The organism is Enterobacter sp. 22466, assembly GCF_052044775.1.
GTDB lineage: Bacteria > Pseudomonadota > Gammaproteobacteria > Enterobacterales > Enterobacteriaceae > Enterobacter > Enterobacter dissolvens.
The window spans coordinates 989971-1005315 of sequence record NZ_JBQENX010000001.1 but is presented as its reverse complement, the minus strand read 5'-3'; the positions used below and the strand labels follow the sequence as shown (position 1 = coordinate 1005315).

Sequence of the window (15345 nt, the reverse complement as noted above, 5' to 3'; positions counted from 1 at the left end):
CTCACCAGATTTGCCCTCCGTCCAGCATGCTGCTGTCACCGTTAAATACCGGATTGGTTTTAGTTACCGCGACAACCTCATCCCCGATCGCCCGTTCGTCCTGCCCCGGTGCGCCGTGAATTTCATAATGAAAGTCGAAACGACGGTTGTCGGTCAGTTGCCGGGGAGGCGGCGCTTTGTCCGCTGAATCCAGCTTCTGCAGTAACGTTTCCCAGTAACTTCCGCCCTCTTCGCCAGACTGGCCTGCCGGCGGAACAGTATTCGGGATGGCGTTTCGCATCCCGCCATATTCAGGTGAAGGATAAACATCAACATTCACCATCGGGTTAACCGTTAAAGGCTTGTCTGAGGATCCTGTCAGTTTCTCCGCTACGGGCCAGCTGAGGCTTTTTTCAAATGCGGGGACAGAAGGGAGTCGGTAATTATTCCAGGCGCTGACAGACTGCCCGGATGTTTCACGCCCGCGCTGCGAAGACGCCCCCTGGTTCTGGCTGAGCACTGAGTCCCAGGAGAACGGCGCGCCGCTGCTTTCCGGTGTCACATATTTATCGAGCGTATTGTTGAAAGCGTCCTCGTCATCGCGGAAAAAGCCCCGCGTATCCCGCCAGGATTTTTTCACATCGTCCTGCAGGCCCGGCTTTTCCTGCAGCTGCTGTTCGAACCACTCTCCCTGACCGGTGCGCTGCGCCGTCATGCGCGCAATATCAACCGATCCGGTCATCGCCAGCGACTTGAGCACATCCCGCTGATCGCTTCGCTCATCCGGCAACAGCCAGGAGAGTTTTTTCGCCAGCGCGTACGCCACTTTCCCGACGAAAAATATGCCCTGCCCGAACGTCAGCACGCCGGGATAAAGGTCATTACGCAGAAAATTGACAATGCGCTTGATCCCGCCGCCTTTAAACCACTCTGCCATATCGTCCGTCAGACGACGGATATCCGGAGCCAGCTCGTTACCCAGCTGACCGGAGATTTCCGCCACCGCAGAGGAGAAGACAGTGCGCAGACTGGTGATGGCGCGGTTGCCCTCCATCGCCCCTTCAGCGCCTTCTTTCGTGACGAGGTTATAGCGCCGCTGCTCGTCCATCAGGTCGCGATAGCTTTTGCCGGACTGCTTCAGCAGCATCAGCAACTTGCTGGCCTCACCACCAAACAGCGAATCCAGCGCAAACGAAGCTTTCGACTCATCCTGCAGGCTGAGCGCACGCTCGACAATTTTTTCAAACTGCGCCATATCGCTGAGCCCGGCAAAATCACCCGCCTTAAACCCCAGCGTTTCAAACGCATCCTGCAGCGAGCCCTGCTTGCCGTTCTGTTTGTACTCACCCGACTTATGCAGATACTCCTCAAACAGATCGCCGATGTTCTCCCCGTTCATGTCGTACTGTTTCGCGAGGGTGTCCCAGGCATCAAACGTCGGGATATCGACGCCATAGCTTTTCGCCACGCCAGCGCGTCGGGCCGTTTCTTCGTTGGTGGCCGCCGGAGCAATCAGGGTGCCCAGGGCAGAAGCCACCACACCACCACCGCCAATCGCCAGCCCGGGCGCCACCATCCCGCCCAGCTGTCCGGCCATACCGAGCCCACGGCGAAACAGCCCCTTCCCTGCCCCCTTAAATGCTGCCAGTCGCTGCGCCTTCTGCATCTGCTGATTCAGCTTCTGCTGCTCGGCCTCCGTTTTGCGGATTTCACGGGATACGTCGCTGTAACGCCGTTTAAGGTCGCCCAGGCTCTGTCCTGCCAGCTTTGCGCGCTTAATCTCTGCCGCCAGCTTAGTCTGGTCTTTCGTCAGCTTTTCTGACTGCTTCCCGACGTCCTTCAGGCTCTTTTGCAGACTGTTCGCTGAACGATTCCAGGAGCTGTCGATACTGCCGCCAAAGGTAATGACGGCCTTAAGGTTCTGGCTTAATCCGGCCACGGTTTACCGCCTCCACTTCGTCGGTGAGAAAATCAGAAAACACGCTGAACGGCATATCCAGGTATTCCGTCATGGGAAAATGCAGGCGCCGCCCCAGAAAACGCATCGCCCGGATCAGTCCTCTTTCGGTCGCTTCCCGGGCGGGAGCATAAAAACGTTAAACGCGTCCAGCAGCTGAGCATAATCCGCCGCCGTCAGTTGCCAGATATCCTGCTCACTGAGGTTGCACAGCAGCGCAATCATGCGCGCTTCTTTTTCTTCTTCACTGCCGCGGTCTTTGGAAAAAGCGATGCGGTCACGCACCAGCGGCTCCCGCAGCGTCACCTGGTTGAGCGCACTGCCATTTTCAAGCGTGACAGGGGAATACAGTTTGATAACGCGGGTTTCACCAGGAAAAGACATGTTTATCTCCATAAGAAAACGGCCCGCAGGCCGTTACAGAGTTATATAAAGGAAGAAAGACTCAGAGGCGGACTTTAGCCGCCAGGCCGGACAGCACATCCACGCCATTCACCCGGCGCGCGAAGCGCTCGGTATCGATGGCAAAGAGTTCCCGGCCGTCTTTGGTCTGACGGTAATAGCTCACGGCGATATCCACCGTGATGGCGTTTTCCGAAAGACTGTCCTTGCCCCGCGCATCCGGGGTGACGGTCTGCACAAAACCTTCAATTTCCTCGATGGTGCCCAGCGCGGTACCGTTCGCCAGATAGCCCTGATAGGCTGTAAAGCGCGGGCGGCTGCCGCTGACAAAACCGAAGGCAGTCAGCATATCCGTATCCACGCCGTAGAATTTCAGCTGGCAGGTCAGTGCCTCCATGCCGTCATCCACGGGAGAGGGAGCATCCTGCGCGCCGGTGCGCAGATCGGTTTTGACAATGGACAGTGTCGGCGGCGTAAATTCATGCGCGCCCTGAATACGGATCCCCTGCCGGAAGAAGGTCCATACGCGTAGTGTGTTTTTCTCGCTCATGCTGCCAGCATCTCCTCAAGCGCATAGTTGTTATTCACCCGGACGCGCAGGCTGATAAGCTCAGTCGGCGATTTCGGTCCAAAGTCATAGTTGATGTACAGCACGCCCGCCGCCATGCTCTCAGCGGTATTAAGCTCCTCATCCAGCCAGGCGCGACCACCGAAAATGGCGCCGAGCCCGACCAGCTGGCGCATATAGGCGTTGATCGTGCCGATAATGTCGTCGGCGTTCTCCCGATCCAGAGGACGGTCAACGTACTCCAGCATCGTTTCCTGAATACTGTCCTCGATGACGTCGGCGGTACGGCGAACCGATTCAAAGCGCCACTGTGGGTCAGTACCACACAGTCGATTCCCCCAGTGCTTAAACCCGGCACGACGAATGATGGTAGAGACGTTCTGCATGTTGAGCAGGTTCGCATCACAGTTTTCATCACCGAGAATGAACTCGTCGATCTGCTCCACGCCGAGGATGTTGTTGATGTCCTGGTTGGATTTACTCCACCACCAGCCCTTCTCAACGTCGATACGGGCACGCAGCCCCGCCGCAAAGGCAGAATACGGACGCCAGACCAGCTGGCCGTCGGCGTTGCTGACCTGAACACGCGGGCGCAGCAGCTCGGTGCGGGTACCGTAAGACTGACGACGCTGCACCACCTCCTGCAGCGTGGCACCGGACGCACAGTCAACATATGCCACCGCCCGCAGCTTGCCGGCAACGGTTTCCAGCGCCTTGCCCACCGCATCATCCTCACTGAACCCCGGCGCAATCACGATTCGCGGCTGGTACGTCGTCACGGATTTCGCCGACGACAGCGTGCTAATACCAGCCAGCACCGCCGCACGCTGTTTCGCTTCATCGGTTTCTTCTGCCACACGCACCACCACTGTCAGGGCATTTCGCTGGTCATTGATTTCAGTGAGCGCCGGTTTCAGCGTCCCTTTATCACCGAGACGGGAAAGCATCGTGGTACCGGCAATCGCAACGGGCGTGTTCAGCGGAAAAGGCTCATCCTCCCCCCCGGTCAGCTGCTGACTGAAGGGGGACACGATACCCTTGCCGCTTCCTTTTGCAGTCACTTTCACATCGGCCGCTGCGCCCACGGCAGCGACCACCTCCGCAGGCGTTGCGGTCAGTTCGCCGCTCGCGTCACAGCCAAGGGTGATGGTCAGGGTCTGCGACGGCGCATTCCAGACCGCAGAGGTTTCCACCGCTTCCGGCATATCCTCATCTGGCTTACCGGCCACTGCCTCAACCTTCATGAGGTTGCCCGCCCTGCCGGCCAGACCTGCCGTAAACGTCACAACATCATCCAGAATGGGCGTTCCCGTGCTGGCAGTTGCCTGCGTGCCGGCTGAGGCTGCGGGTGCCGTCCCGACCAGACCAATAATCGCGGTCTGGATGGTTGTGACGGCCACCGTACCCGAGGTCAGCTCGATTGTTTCCACACCATGTAACTGGGCCATATTTTTTCTCCAGGCATAAAAAAACCTGCGCAAGCAGGTCACATTTTTTGATTGGGGGGATTTGTGGTACCACCGCCGTCACCATTTTCCTGATGGTTATGGCCGTTGTAGGTTTCGCGGATCCCGCTCATTGTCCCGGTACCGTCCGAAATCTCCTGGGTTGCACCGATGTTTCCCTTCACGTTCGTGTTGGAATTGATTTGCGTAACACCCTGAACTGTGAGGGTATCAGTGATTTCCACCGGACCATCGAGCGTTCCTTTTCCGATAATTTTGTAGGTCCCGCCCTCTGCCAGCGTGATGGTCAGGGCATGCGCCTCCCGGTCATACCGGATCTCGGTACCGTCGCCGTAGCGGGTGATATGTTCACTGTCGCTACCCTCCGGTACCGGCAGACCGCCGGTATTCCAGCCGGGAAACACCCGGCCATTATTCAGCTCACCCGCCTCCGACAGCACCGTAACCGCATCCCCCACCGCATACGGATTCGAGTCAGCCCGGTTAGCACCCGAAAAGCCCTGGCAGAGCGGCAGCCAGGTAGTGATGATGTCGCCCAGATCCACCCGGCACTTCGGTATGTCGTCATGCTTAACGGAATGAATAACCCCGCGCCGGACAATATTTGCCAGGCGGCGCTGTAAATCGCCCTCGATATCACTCATCGGGTTTTGCCTCGTAAATCAGCTGATAGTCATCCACATGTGCCCGACCGATATCCGGCGCCTTGCCCAGCCAGGCCGCTTTCAGCGGGGCATTCAGCTGTGCAAACGGATCCGCACCAAAGGCGGCTGACTGTGTGAAAGAGATTCGCCAGACCAGGTAATCATCCATGCGCGGATCAAACTCATCGCGTGCGGCATCGATAAACACAGCTGGCTCCAGATGGGACAGGCCGAACTGCTGGCCGTCAATCCACTGGGTGATATCTGCGCCCGCCGTGCGCAGAAAAATCTCCGGTCGGCTGACGCCCGCGCCGGCCGCATCCACCACCACGAACAAATCGCAGGACAGAGTGACGTTAAGCTGCCCCTCGTTGCCGCCGCCCTGCTCCCAGCCGTTAATGGAGAAATACACTGCAGGGGTGATCAGTCCGGTAAAGCGGGGGATATTTTTTTCCGGGTACGCATCGGCGTCTCGCACCCACGCAATGTTTTTCAGCGCGGCGGTGACAGCATCGTGATACTGCCCAAGCAGTAATGGCTCAGCCATGGTTTACCTCAGACAGAAATACGGGCTTTCACGCGCCCGCGCAGATCGGTTTCAAAGTGATGCATAAAAATCTCCATCGCCTCCGCAAAGGCGTTATCCTCGATGTAGTTCAGCATCGGCTCATAAATATCGACTTCCGCCTCGCGGGCACGACGGGTATCCGGATCGCGGATAACCACCGTCCGCCGGTTTTCACGGCGGGAGCGCGCCACTTCCCCGTTTTCAAACGTGCGCGGGGAAAGCAGGCTGCCCTTTGGGGTGAACCCGGCGTTTTCTGCCTGGCGCCGCGCCTTTATATACCGCCCGGTGGATTTATCTCGCCGGGTATGGTGAGGCCTTACCCGCCCGTTAATCCGGCCTTTCAGATCTTTTACCTTGATGGCATTGAGACCAAACCAGAGACGAAAATTATCCAGTTGTGACTGAGAAGCGCGATCAAGACGAAAGGAAAGCAGACGCCGGCGCACCAGATCCAGGCTGCGTGGCGCCAGCCCGTCTTTCAGGTCTGCCATCGCTTTTTTACGCAGGGTGGCGGCGGTACGTTTCAGCGCGCGGGAGTACGCCGCCCGAAACTGTTTATGGGTGGCACCGATGTGATCCGCTATCCGCCAGATGGCATCCACATCGATATCGACGGGCAAATCCCGCCGCAGTCTGGACTCACGCGCCATATCAGCTCCACTTATTGATGTCCGGCTGCATCTTACCCGGTGCGCCATACGCCAGCGTGACGCGGGTGCGGCCTTCTTCATCAGCCCCGACGTGCGTCACACGATAAGCCGTACCGTTGATCTCCACGCCGTGGCGCTTCTCAAGCCCCGCGATATCGGTGGTCATCGCGCTGAAGGCCGGAGAGCGATCCTGAATTTGCCCCCCGCCGGGCACGTCAACCGGGGCATCAGGCGTCTCGAAAATCACGGTAACAGGACGCAGCTCGCTGCCGATAGACAGGACGGCTGGCACCTCTTCGGCAAATGCCCGGGAAATCCGGGCATCCGCGTTTAACAGGCGTTGACGAAAGCGGTTCATCAGAACCCCAGACGCACACGGGTTTCGGTTTCGCCCGGGTTGTTGGTGATCCACGCCGTGCCCGCCACCACCAGTTCGTCGTCGGCAGGTTTCACGGCTGTCAGCAACCCGGCGTCATTCAGATACAGTTTTGTGCCACGCGGCCAGGGTTCGGCCTCCACCTTGGGCAGTACAAACACCCCGGTGGTGTGCAGGACGCCCTGACCGCCGTCCGGGATATCCGCGTGCGCCACGCCCATAAACTGCCCGACCGCCACCGGTTCGCCGGATTTCACATCCTTACCCGTGCTGTTGCTCCAGTCCATCGTGGTGCCGTCCTGATAATAATTTGTCGCCATCGTTATTCTCCGCAAAGAAAAGGGGCGGTCAGCACCACCCCGGGTATAAAAAAACCGTCAGATGACGGTCGTTATTTTTTGGTGACTTTCACCATGCCACGGTGGTCAAGCGCGGCCACCCCGGCATCGATGCGCACCTTGAAGGCGGCACCGTCAACGGTGAAGCCCTGCTGCTGCTCCAGATACGGCGTATCGATGCCGTCGAGATAGGCCACTTCAATGGTGTCGCGCCCCTTCGCCGCCGCCAGGTAATAATCCGTCGGGCTGCTGTCATCCAGTCGCGCCTCTGAAAGGACAGTGGCAAAATTCTGGATCGGGTTGGAAATGCCGCTGTTGGCATCCGCACCTGGCACGCTGGCCGATTTGATCAGCTGGTTCGCACGGGACTCAATCGCCACCGGCGTCAGCATAAAGGCCGGACGGATATTGAGGCGACGGTCGCCGGATTTCTGCAGCAGCATCGCCTGGCGTCCGGCATCAAGCCCTTCGATGCTCAGGTCCGCTGCCACCAGGTTTCCGTGGTCGGCGTGGAAAAGTGGTTTTCCGTCGGCCATTTTCGGGTTGCTGGTCAGCACCGCCCACACCAGATCGCCGATGGTGGCACGTGCCGCGCCGCCCATCGCCATCGGGAGACGCGTCAGCATGTCCATGTCATCGTTGATGATGGTCTGACGGTCAAGGCTGAACAGTTCGCCGTAAGTCGCCAGGGCAATCGGCTCACCGCGATCTTTCAGGGTGACATACTTATATTCCGCCCCGGCGCGTACCTTGCGCAGGGTCGGGAAGGCTTCCAGGCCGACGCGGTGCGCGGTTTTGAAATCGGTCAGCGTGCCCTTGCGGGTCCACTGGTCAAAGGTTTCGCTGGCCTCATCCCAGCCCATCAGCGCGGCTTTATGCGCCACATCCATCAGGATATTGCCGAAATCGCTGCTGCTGTGGGTGAACGCCAGGCCGACCATCGCCAGCGGCGCCGCGTGACCGGAAATGCCAATTCCACGATCCACCAGGGAGGCACGCGCCAGCTCACGCAGGGTATAACCGTTGTAGGCGTTATCCTTCTCGGCCTGCGCATAACCCGCACGGGTCATGATAGCCGCACGGATGGAGTCACCGACCAGATTACCGTTGCCGGCGTGGAGGTGAATGGCCCCCGGACCGGCGCTCGGGGTGGTACCCGCCGCCAGCGCCTGCAGCAGTTTGTCGCGGGCGTTTTCGGCGCTGCAGGTGAAATCGGCGAGGCACTCCGCCTTCAGCGTGGCGAAGGCCGGGAACGCCTCAAAAACGGCAGATACCGTGCTCACGCGCTCGGCGTTTGATGCCTGCATCTGCTGCTGCAGCTGCTGGGCCAGAGCCGCGACATCGATGTTTGTCATCTGCGGCGCGGGCTGCTGTGTCGCTGGCGGGGTAAGGTTTGCCTGTACCGGCGCAGGCTGCTGTACCGGAGCAGGTTGCTGTGGCTGATTCACCGGAGCTTCGGCGCGCGGCGCAAAAAGGGATTTAATCTGTTCTGGCATGTTCTGGTAATCCTTCAGTTTATTTTCATTCACACAGGCCGCGGCCTGCAGTTCAGGTTCAAGCGTATCGGCGAAACCTTTTTCCACCGCCTCGGCACCGTTAAGCCAGGTCTCCGCTTTCAGCATCGCTTCCAGCTCCTCCTGCCCCAGTCCGGTTTTGTTCATGTAGGCACTGAGCATCAGGGCTTCATTCCGGTCAAGCCAGGCGGCATAGTCGCGCATGTCGTCAGAATCCCCGGCGATGCCGCCCCACGGTTTGTGGACCATGATCCAGGCGTTCTCCGGCATATGCACCGTGGCGCCGGGCAGGCAGACAATCATCGAGGCCATGCTGGCTGCCACGCCGTCCACCCAGATATCCACCTTAGCTTTCAGCCGCGACAGGGTGTTGTAGATGGCAAAACCCTGCATGACATCGCCGCCGGGGCTGTGGATATGCAAATCCACCGCGCTGGCCTCAAACACCCCCGCCTCTTTACAGTCGGCGACGAACTGCTGGGCAGTGATGCCCCAGCCGCCGATCACGTCATAAAGGAAGATTTCGACCCGTCCGGCAGCCAGCGCGCGGATTTCGTACCAGCACTGACCGTTTGCCGCATCGACACCCGCCAGGCTGGCGCGGGGGTTAATCATCATCGTCCGGCTCACGCCGTTTATCGTCTGGTTTTGCCGTTGCATCTGGCATCGCTCCTTTGTCATTGGCGGCGTCGGAATCAAACACCAGCCCGTTTTTACGGTTAAACTCGGTTTCGCGCAGGCGCTGCTTTTTCACTTCCTGCGGTGACTGGCCGCGGGCGCGGATCCATTCAGCCTCCGTGCCGGCACCGCCGCGCAGAATGGCTTTCCAGGCGCTAGCCTCTTTAATGGGATCAATCCAGGGCATCACCGGCCCGAGATAGGTGGCGTTGAACAGCGTGGTGCGATCAACATCCGGGGGAAGATCCATTGTGAGCAGGGCCATCGCCAGCCAGGCACGGTAGACGGGGCGGGCATGCTGACCGACAAACCATTGCTGCAGGACGTTGTACCCTTCCTGCCCTTCCACCAGCTCCTGGCGCTGTGCGCTGTAGGTTCCGTTATAGTCCCTGGCAATACTGGAATAGGTGACGCGACTGCCCGCCGCCGCCGCACGCAACTGGCCGTTACGGAATTCGTGAAGGTGAACGTTCGGGCGGTTTGACTCCACCATGCCCAGGTCTTCACCCGGTGCCAGATCGTCAATAATCATCCCCGGCGCGATATCAAACTGGCGGTATTTCTGCTCGCCGGGCTTCCAGTCATCATCTGAAAAAGTCGCCGCATCACCGCGCTTGATATAAAAGCCGAACGCGGCGGCAATACGGGCAGCCACGCGCTCACTCTCTTCATAGTCTTTGATATCACTCAGACGCTTAATCACCCCGTGCAGCAGGCTGATGCCACGGACCTGATGCAACCGGCGACGCATCGCCAGATGTAGCATGCTGTCGGCGGAGACGGTTTTCAGCTCCGCGCTGAAACGCGTCATGTTCGCCGGGTGGTATTTATAGACGCGGTATCCTGCGGGTTTGCCCCAGGCATCGAGGATGACGCCCTGGCGAACCTGCTGGCCGGCATTGCTGCTGAGGCTCATCGGCACAAAGTCCGCCTCCAGCAGCTCGAGTGAAAATGGCACGTTGGTGGCATGCTTCAGCCCGGCAACCGGCCCGCGTACCAGCTGGGTAAAGATTTCCCCGTCGCGCAGGGCTGAGCGGAGCGCCAGACGCTCGGCCTCAGGACGTGTGAACATGCCCGTGACCTCCGGGCGCACCGACCATTCCGACCAGAGTGCAGAAATTTGTGCCGCGACGCCTTCATGTAACTTACCGTTGACGTCAAGCGGCTGCGGCTCTACCTGTATGCCCTGCGCGCCGATTACCCGCTCTTCCAGTTTGTCCAGCATGCCAATCACAATGTCGTGATCTTCATCCAGAGCCCGTGCCTGCTCACGCAGGGAGACCCCGGCGGCAAAAACGGCAGTATCTGCAGACCTACCTTCCCGCTTGGCTTTATGCAGACGCGACGGGTGAGCAGCTTCATACGCCTGCAACAGCATTTTATTTCGCGCGCGCCCCACCGCCCACCCGGGGGCTATGGCGCCCAGTGCTCTGTCAAAAATTCCCATGGCTGACCTTACAGAAAGTTAACGAGCTTGAATGAACCACCGCGCCGACAAAGAGAACTCCAGCGGGCTTCCCAGTATTCGAGCTCTTTACGCAGCGCGATGGGATCATGGTTCGTGATGGCGCGACCGTTCACGCCGGTAAAGGAGACGCTTTTACCGTCCAGCGAATCCTGATAGGCCTGGCGCACCAGCAGCACCATATTCCAGACTTCATTTCTCGTCACAGCCACCCTCCTTTAGCAGAAACACCCAGCCAGCTGCCGGACAGTCCGGCGCCCTTTTCAGGTTCAGCCTGGACCGGCGACTGAACAGTTTTTGTTTTTTCCACAGTTATCTCCCTGGGGCGCTCCCCTTCATGAATATTTGGGTTGAGATCCTGCGGCTCAGCCCATGCAGGGGGTTTTTCCCAGTCACGAATTTTTTCGTAGCCGCGCAGAACCGCCACGGCATGGGCATAGCAGAACAGGTCAAAGGCTTCGTTGGCACCCTTGCCGGGCTTGCGCCATTTACCGTCCACGCCGCGCTCTTCGTAGGTCAGTTCGTCGTAGAACCACTCACCCAGCCAGTCGGGAAAATGGATATAGCCCGCACCGGGGGTCTCACGGTCCAGATTGTTGCTGAGTTGATCCTTGAGCAGGTCGGTCTGCAGCAGATACACCGGCACCTCGCCGCGCGCGTCGGCGCGACGGTCGGTGCGTTCGGTATTGTTCGGGTGGGTTTTGGTGATGATTTTCTGGCGTTTTGTGCTGTCGCCCTTGACCAGGTAAACGCGTTTACCCAGGCCGTCACGGCGGCACTGTCTCCAGAATTTATAGGCGTTGTCGGTTACGCCCTCTTCACCGCCGCTGTCGACGGCCATTGCCAGCACCGGCATACGGCGCGTCGGGTCAGACTGAAGCGCATACGTTTTTCCCAGCACATCGGAAACCAGCAGCTGCCAGTCCTCCGGATACGCGCCGGGGTGGATCGGCTCCGCTTCACCATGCTCATTACAGCGCAGCGACTGGCGGATGTTGTAGCGATCCACCAGCCAGCGTTCTCCGTTTTCGCCATAACCGATAATCTGCACGACGAAACGGCGCTTTTTGCCGCCCTGGACGTCAACGGCCGCCAGCAGGAAACGTACTTTGGGCGGAACCAGGCGTTTACCGTAATCCTCAGCACGCAGCATCAGCGCATCGGCGCGTCGCTGTTCACTGGCCGAGCGCGGCAGGTACGGCAACCCCCAGTCGGTGTTGATCACCGCCTTGAGGGTTTCTTCGCTGCCGGTCGCCTCATACTCCTGCTCAGCGGTCAGCAGCTTGTACACCAGCTGTGCCCAGGTCTGGTACGCAGCGGCGGGTCCCTCCATCCAGAACGACGCTATGCGCGAACGGCGTGGCTCACCGGACCGCACACCATCCCGGCCAATCTGCTCTCCTTCCCGCAGCCAGACCCCAAGACCATTCAGCTCACGCTTTTTGTCGGCGGTGATCATGCCATCACAGTGCGGACACTGCAGGAAAGCAGACTCGCAGGCCTTCAGGGGATCCGGGTTATCGCGATAGCCGGTCATTGCGGTCATTTCCGGCTGAAAATAGTCTCCGCAGTGCGGACACGGCCAGTACCAGCGACGGCGGTCTCCCCGGTTGTACAGGGAAAGAATACCGGTGGTCGGTGGTGCCTCATGTGGCGTCTTACGTCGCCACTTACTGTCGCGGATCTCACGGCCCGGTGAGCTCTCCACCAGCGTCATCCCGGCGGACATAAAGGTGGTGGTACGCTTGGAGGCCAGCGAGAAGCCATCACCCTCACTGTCGATATTCTCCGGGAAGCGGTCGTAATCGGTTAAGGCAACAAACCGGTAATCCGACGACGACATAATGTTGACTGACGGCCAGCCAATTTTAAGGAATGAGCCATCCCTGAATGTCTTATCATGGACGTTATTGTCGTTGCGACGGGGGCTCATTCTTTTCTTTACCGCCGCGCTGCTTCTGAAGGTTCTGTCGAGACGCTTTTTCGAGTGCTCACGGGCCTTGTCTTCGGTCATCTGAACAATGAGCATGTCCGAGGGATCACAGACGATGGTATAGACAATCCAGCCATCGATAAGGCCGATTGTTTTCCCGGTTCGGGCAGGACCAACAAAAATCACCGCATCGTATTCCCGCGATGAAAGGCAGTTCATGGGTTCGATGATGTAGGGCGTCAGTTCAGGATCCCATGGCACTGAGTTACCGGCCCCCTTGGGAACGCGCATGAATTTTTTAACAGCCTCCGAAATCGGCATGCGACGTGGTGGGGAAAATCCTGCCGATATGTCCCTGCCAAAATTTCGGGCTGATGAAAAACCCATTATTCCTCCTCGCGGCTCTCTCCTTCCTCGTCCGGAATTAATTCAGCGGCACAGGCTTCATAGGACTTTTCCTGAAGGGTATACCGCAAATCATCGATGGACTGCTGAACAACACCGACAGCTAGGGGGGTCAGGGCACAATCGCGCTCCAGGATATCCGGAATGGTTTCCAGTACCTGGACGACAGCCTTTCTCATGGACGAATAAACGATGACCACTTCATCGACGGGAATGAGTTTTCGCTGCTCCTTTTCCAGCTTGATCCTTTCATTTTCCGACTGGTACCAGTCCTTCCTTTCTTTCGGCTCCATTTGCGACGGATCATGAACAGAGTCTGCCGCTTCATGCTTCGCGCCAAACAGGGCTGGCCCAACATGCTGCAGGGCATAAACGGGGTTGCCCCTGACAGTTGCGGCCACCGGGATATTGGCGGCGAGAAGCCGCTTTTTCACGGTGTCACGGTGAATCCCGAAGGCCTCGGCGATTTTGAAAACACTCCAGTGATAAGCATCACCGATCCCGCTTACATTTGACATAGGCAGCTCCGTCCGGCAGGTGAATGTCAGATTTATTGATAAATTTCAATTAATTACAAACTGGTCTAATGACAGGAAGAAAAAAAGAATGTACAGGTCATTTCGGGAATTCTTCATTGCGATCAGCAAGTTAACAGACCTGCTGCCGCCGCCATGAAAATGCAAAAACTAGCCGTTTTCCGCGTGTCCTGGCCCCCTCGGTGTTCAGAACCGTCAGGAGTACCTTTTCAAATAATAATCAATCTCGAATATTTAACCCCACTAAGGGATACAGCTGATGTTGATGGATAGCTGTTGAGGAAAAGAAAACCGCCCTCAGGCGGTTTATTACTACTTCGATGTTTGGAAAGAGGCAGCGATTAGCGTGTAATCATCTATGGGTCCGGATCGCTCAATCCTTCTCAGCAAGCTTGCGGCAAACTTTGGCGCTTTCGAGATAGTTTCAAGGGAGAGTCTTGGCCTTTGTTCCCAGAAATGATGTGCGCCATCTGACATGATGTAAACAGTAATGAGTCCATTTTCATCTACCAGTTCCGATAAGGGCAACTTAACGCTTTGGAAGCGTAAAGCAATGTTTCTGGATATTGCCGAAGTAAGAGTGTTTTTACCTGGTAAATCACGTAACTCTTTCTTCGTGTAAATCCCATCATCAAAAAGTTCTTGGTGTTGAGTGTGATCTTTGGTTATCAATGCCAACTTAGCGCCTTTTTTAACATAGACGCGGGTATCACCAACATGCCCAACATACAAAGCTTCATGGTCAATAAAACAGAATGAAAGAGTTGTCGCTGCATTGATCCATTCAGACTTAGCATCTACAACCGCATCTACCTTTTCTTTTAGACCCAGAAATGTTTTTTGAATATCCGTAATACTTTCGTTATTGGTATACCGAAGAGCAGAAGTAGCAACATCGGCTATCTCTTTAGCACCTTCGTATGAGCCAACGCCATCAGCGACTGCAAAAACGAATCCGTTACCTGTCGGTGCTGGCAAAACATATGAGTCCTGATTGCCGCGGTCGGAATCCTTAGGACATGAGAAAAAGCCGCAACTTAGAAGATTTATCATGCCTGCCTCCCTTCAATTATGGCGTCAAGATCGGCAAGCATCTCACTGACTGAATCATATCTCGCAGTCGGTTTGTAAGCTGTAGCCTTGCCTATCAGAGCATCAATACCATCCACATGGCTTAAATTTAAAATATTCACTATCGCACCCGCTGCATAGATGTCAGTTTTAGGGCTATACAGACCCCTGTTTACTTCTGGAGCTTTATACCCATCAGTTCCCATGGTGACAGCAATATTCGTTAGTACTGCCGAAGCTGCGTTAGGGTCATCGTGCTTAACTAAACCAAAATCAGAGACTTTGTACTGCCCATCAGAAAACTTTAGGATATTTTCTGGCTTGAGGTCTCGATGAAGATACCCTCGTTTGTGGATGTATTGGACGCCGAGTAACATCATTCTAATCGCCAGTAGTTTCTCATCATCACTTAATACGTTCCCGTCGATCTCCTTCATAAGATCCGTATCTGCTAGCGGCATAACAAACCACGGATGCTCTGCATCTAGATTGTGTATTAACACAGGAACAACATTTGAATGTCGACAGCGAGATTGGTATGTCACTTCTCTCTCAAATCGTCTTCTCCAGTCATCAGGACTGAAGATTGAACCAACAATGTCGTGATTGACTGCGAGACTTTTGCGGGCGTAATAGCCACAAAAATGCTCACTAGAATTGAAGAGTTCGATTTTCTCTACTCTCCCAAATGTCCCGCTTCCAAGTTCTGAAATTGGCCTTAAACGATAATTCCCTCTAGCTTCCATTTTGGCTCTCTTTCATACAAGTCAATTCCAGATAAATTACTACCAATTA

The 15345-nt window shown here is 56.8% G+C and carries 16 protein-coding genes; all 16 read right to left on the bottom strand.

What is annotated here, in order from left to right:
• Nucleotide 1 precedes the first annotated feature (1 nt).
• The 16 genes from ACTJJI_RS04845 to ACTJJI_RS04770 all read right to left on the bottom strand — a co-directional run bounded on the left by ACTJJI_RS04845 (nt 2) and on the right by ACTJJI_RS04770 (nt 15296).
• Nucleotides 2-1918 carry a hypothetical protein gene (locus ACTJJI_RS04845; protein ID WP_440653258.1) on the bottom strand — a complete coding sequence of 639 codons (1917 nt, stop codon included), beginning with the start codon at nt 1916-1918 and terminating at the stop codon, nt 2-4.
• Between the two features lie 114 nt (nt 1919-2032).
• Nucleotides 2033-2320, bottom strand: coding sequence for a phage tail assembly protein (locus ACTJJI_RS04840; RefSeq protein ID WP_063435352.1), 288 nt, complete (start codon nt 2318-2320; stop codon nt 2033-2035).
• Between the two features lie 61 nt (nt 2321-2381).
• Nucleotides 2382-2888: a phage major tail tube protein gene (locus ACTJJI_RS04835; RefSeq protein WP_440653255.1), complete on the bottom strand. Its 507-nt coding sequence runs from the start codon at nt 2886-2888 to the stop codon at nt 2382-2384.
• Nucleotides 2885-4354, bottom strand: a complete 1470-nt coding sequence (locus ACTJJI_RS04830) for a phage tail sheath family protein (protein ID WP_440653253.1) — start codon at nt 4352-4354, stop codon at nt 2885-2887. Before ACTJJI_RS04830 ends, ACTJJI_RS04835 begins: the two co-directional genes overlap by 4 nt.
• A 38-nt stretch (nt 4355-4392) precedes the next feature.
• Nucleotides 4393-5016: a phage baseplate assembly protein V gene (locus ACTJJI_RS04825; RefSeq protein WP_440653251.1), complete on the bottom strand. Its 624-nt coding sequence runs from the start codon at nt 5014-5016 to the stop codon at nt 4393-4395.
• Nucleotides 5009-5563, bottom strand: a complete 555-nt coding sequence (locus tag ACTJJI_RS04820) for a hypothetical protein (RefSeq protein ID WP_440653250.1) — start codon at nt 5561-5563, stop codon at nt 5009-5011. Before ACTJJI_RS04820 ends, ACTJJI_RS04825 begins: the two co-directional genes overlap by 8 nt.
• An 8-nt stretch (nt 5564-5571) precedes the next feature.
• Complete coding sequence (locus ACTJJI_RS04815) at nt 5572-6234, bottom strand: hypothetical protein (RefSeq protein ID WP_440653249.1); 663 nt, start codon at nt 6232-6234, stop codon at nt 5572-5574.
• 1 nt (nt 6235) lies between these two features.
• Entirely contained in the window at nt 6236-6592 is a 357-nt protein-coding gene (locus tag ACTJJI_RS04810) for a head-tail joining protein (protein ID WP_440653248.1), read from the bottom strand.
• A complete protein-coding gene (locus ACTJJI_RS04805) occupies nt 6592-6930 on the bottom strand; it encodes a DUF2190 family protein (RefSeq protein ID WP_440653246.1) in 339 nt (112 codons plus the stop codon). Before ACTJJI_RS04805 ends, ACTJJI_RS04810 begins: the two co-directional genes overlap by 1 nt.
• 71 nt (nt 6931-7001) lie before the next feature.
• Nucleotides 7002-9122, bottom strand: coding sequence for a ClpP-like prohead protease/major capsid protein fusion protein (locus ACTJJI_RS04800; RefSeq protein ID WP_440653244.1), 2121 nt, complete (start codon nt 9120-9122; stop codon nt 7002-7004).
• Nucleotides 9070-10587, bottom strand: a complete 1518-nt coding sequence (locus ACTJJI_RS04795; RefSeq protein WP_440653242.1) for a phage portal protein — start codon at nt 10585-10587, stop codon at nt 9070-9072. The genes ACTJJI_RS04800 and ACTJJI_RS04795 overlap by 53 nt, the downstream gene beginning before the upstream one ends.
• 8 nt (nt 10588-10595) lie before the next feature.
• Complete coding sequence (locus tag ACTJJI_RS04790; protein ID WP_440653240.1) at nt 10596-10811, bottom strand: hypothetical protein; 216 nt, start codon at nt 10809-10811, stop codon at nt 10596-10598.
• Nucleotides 10808-12925 (bottom strand): phage terminase large subunit family protein, encoded by a 2118-nt coding sequence (locus tag ACTJJI_RS04785; RefSeq protein WP_440653238.1) that lies wholly within the window; start codon nt 12923-12925, stop codon nt 10808-10810. The genes ACTJJI_RS04790 and ACTJJI_RS04785 overlap by 4 nt, the downstream gene beginning before the upstream one ends.
• Nucleotides 12925-13461 (bottom strand): DUF1441 family protein, encoded by a 537-nt coding sequence (locus ACTJJI_RS04780; RefSeq protein ID WP_440653236.1) that lies wholly within the window; start codon nt 13459-13461, stop codon nt 12925-12927. Before ACTJJI_RS04780 ends, ACTJJI_RS04785 begins: the two co-directional genes overlap by 1 nt.
• 330 nt (nt 13462-13791) lie before the next feature.
• Complete coding sequence (locus tag ACTJJI_RS04775; protein ID WP_112018326.1) at nt 13792-14532, bottom strand: PP2C family protein-serine/threonine phosphatase; 741 nt, start codon at nt 14530-14532, stop codon at nt 13792-13794.
• On the bottom strand, nt 14529-15296 hold the full coding sequence (locus ACTJJI_RS04770; protein ID WP_112018325.1) for a serine/threonine-protein kinase: 768 nt from the start codon (nt 15294-15296) through the stop codon (nt 14529-14531). Before ACTJJI_RS04770 ends, ACTJJI_RS04775 begins: the two co-directional genes overlap by 4 nt.
• Nucleotides 15297-15345 lie beyond the last annotated feature (49 nt).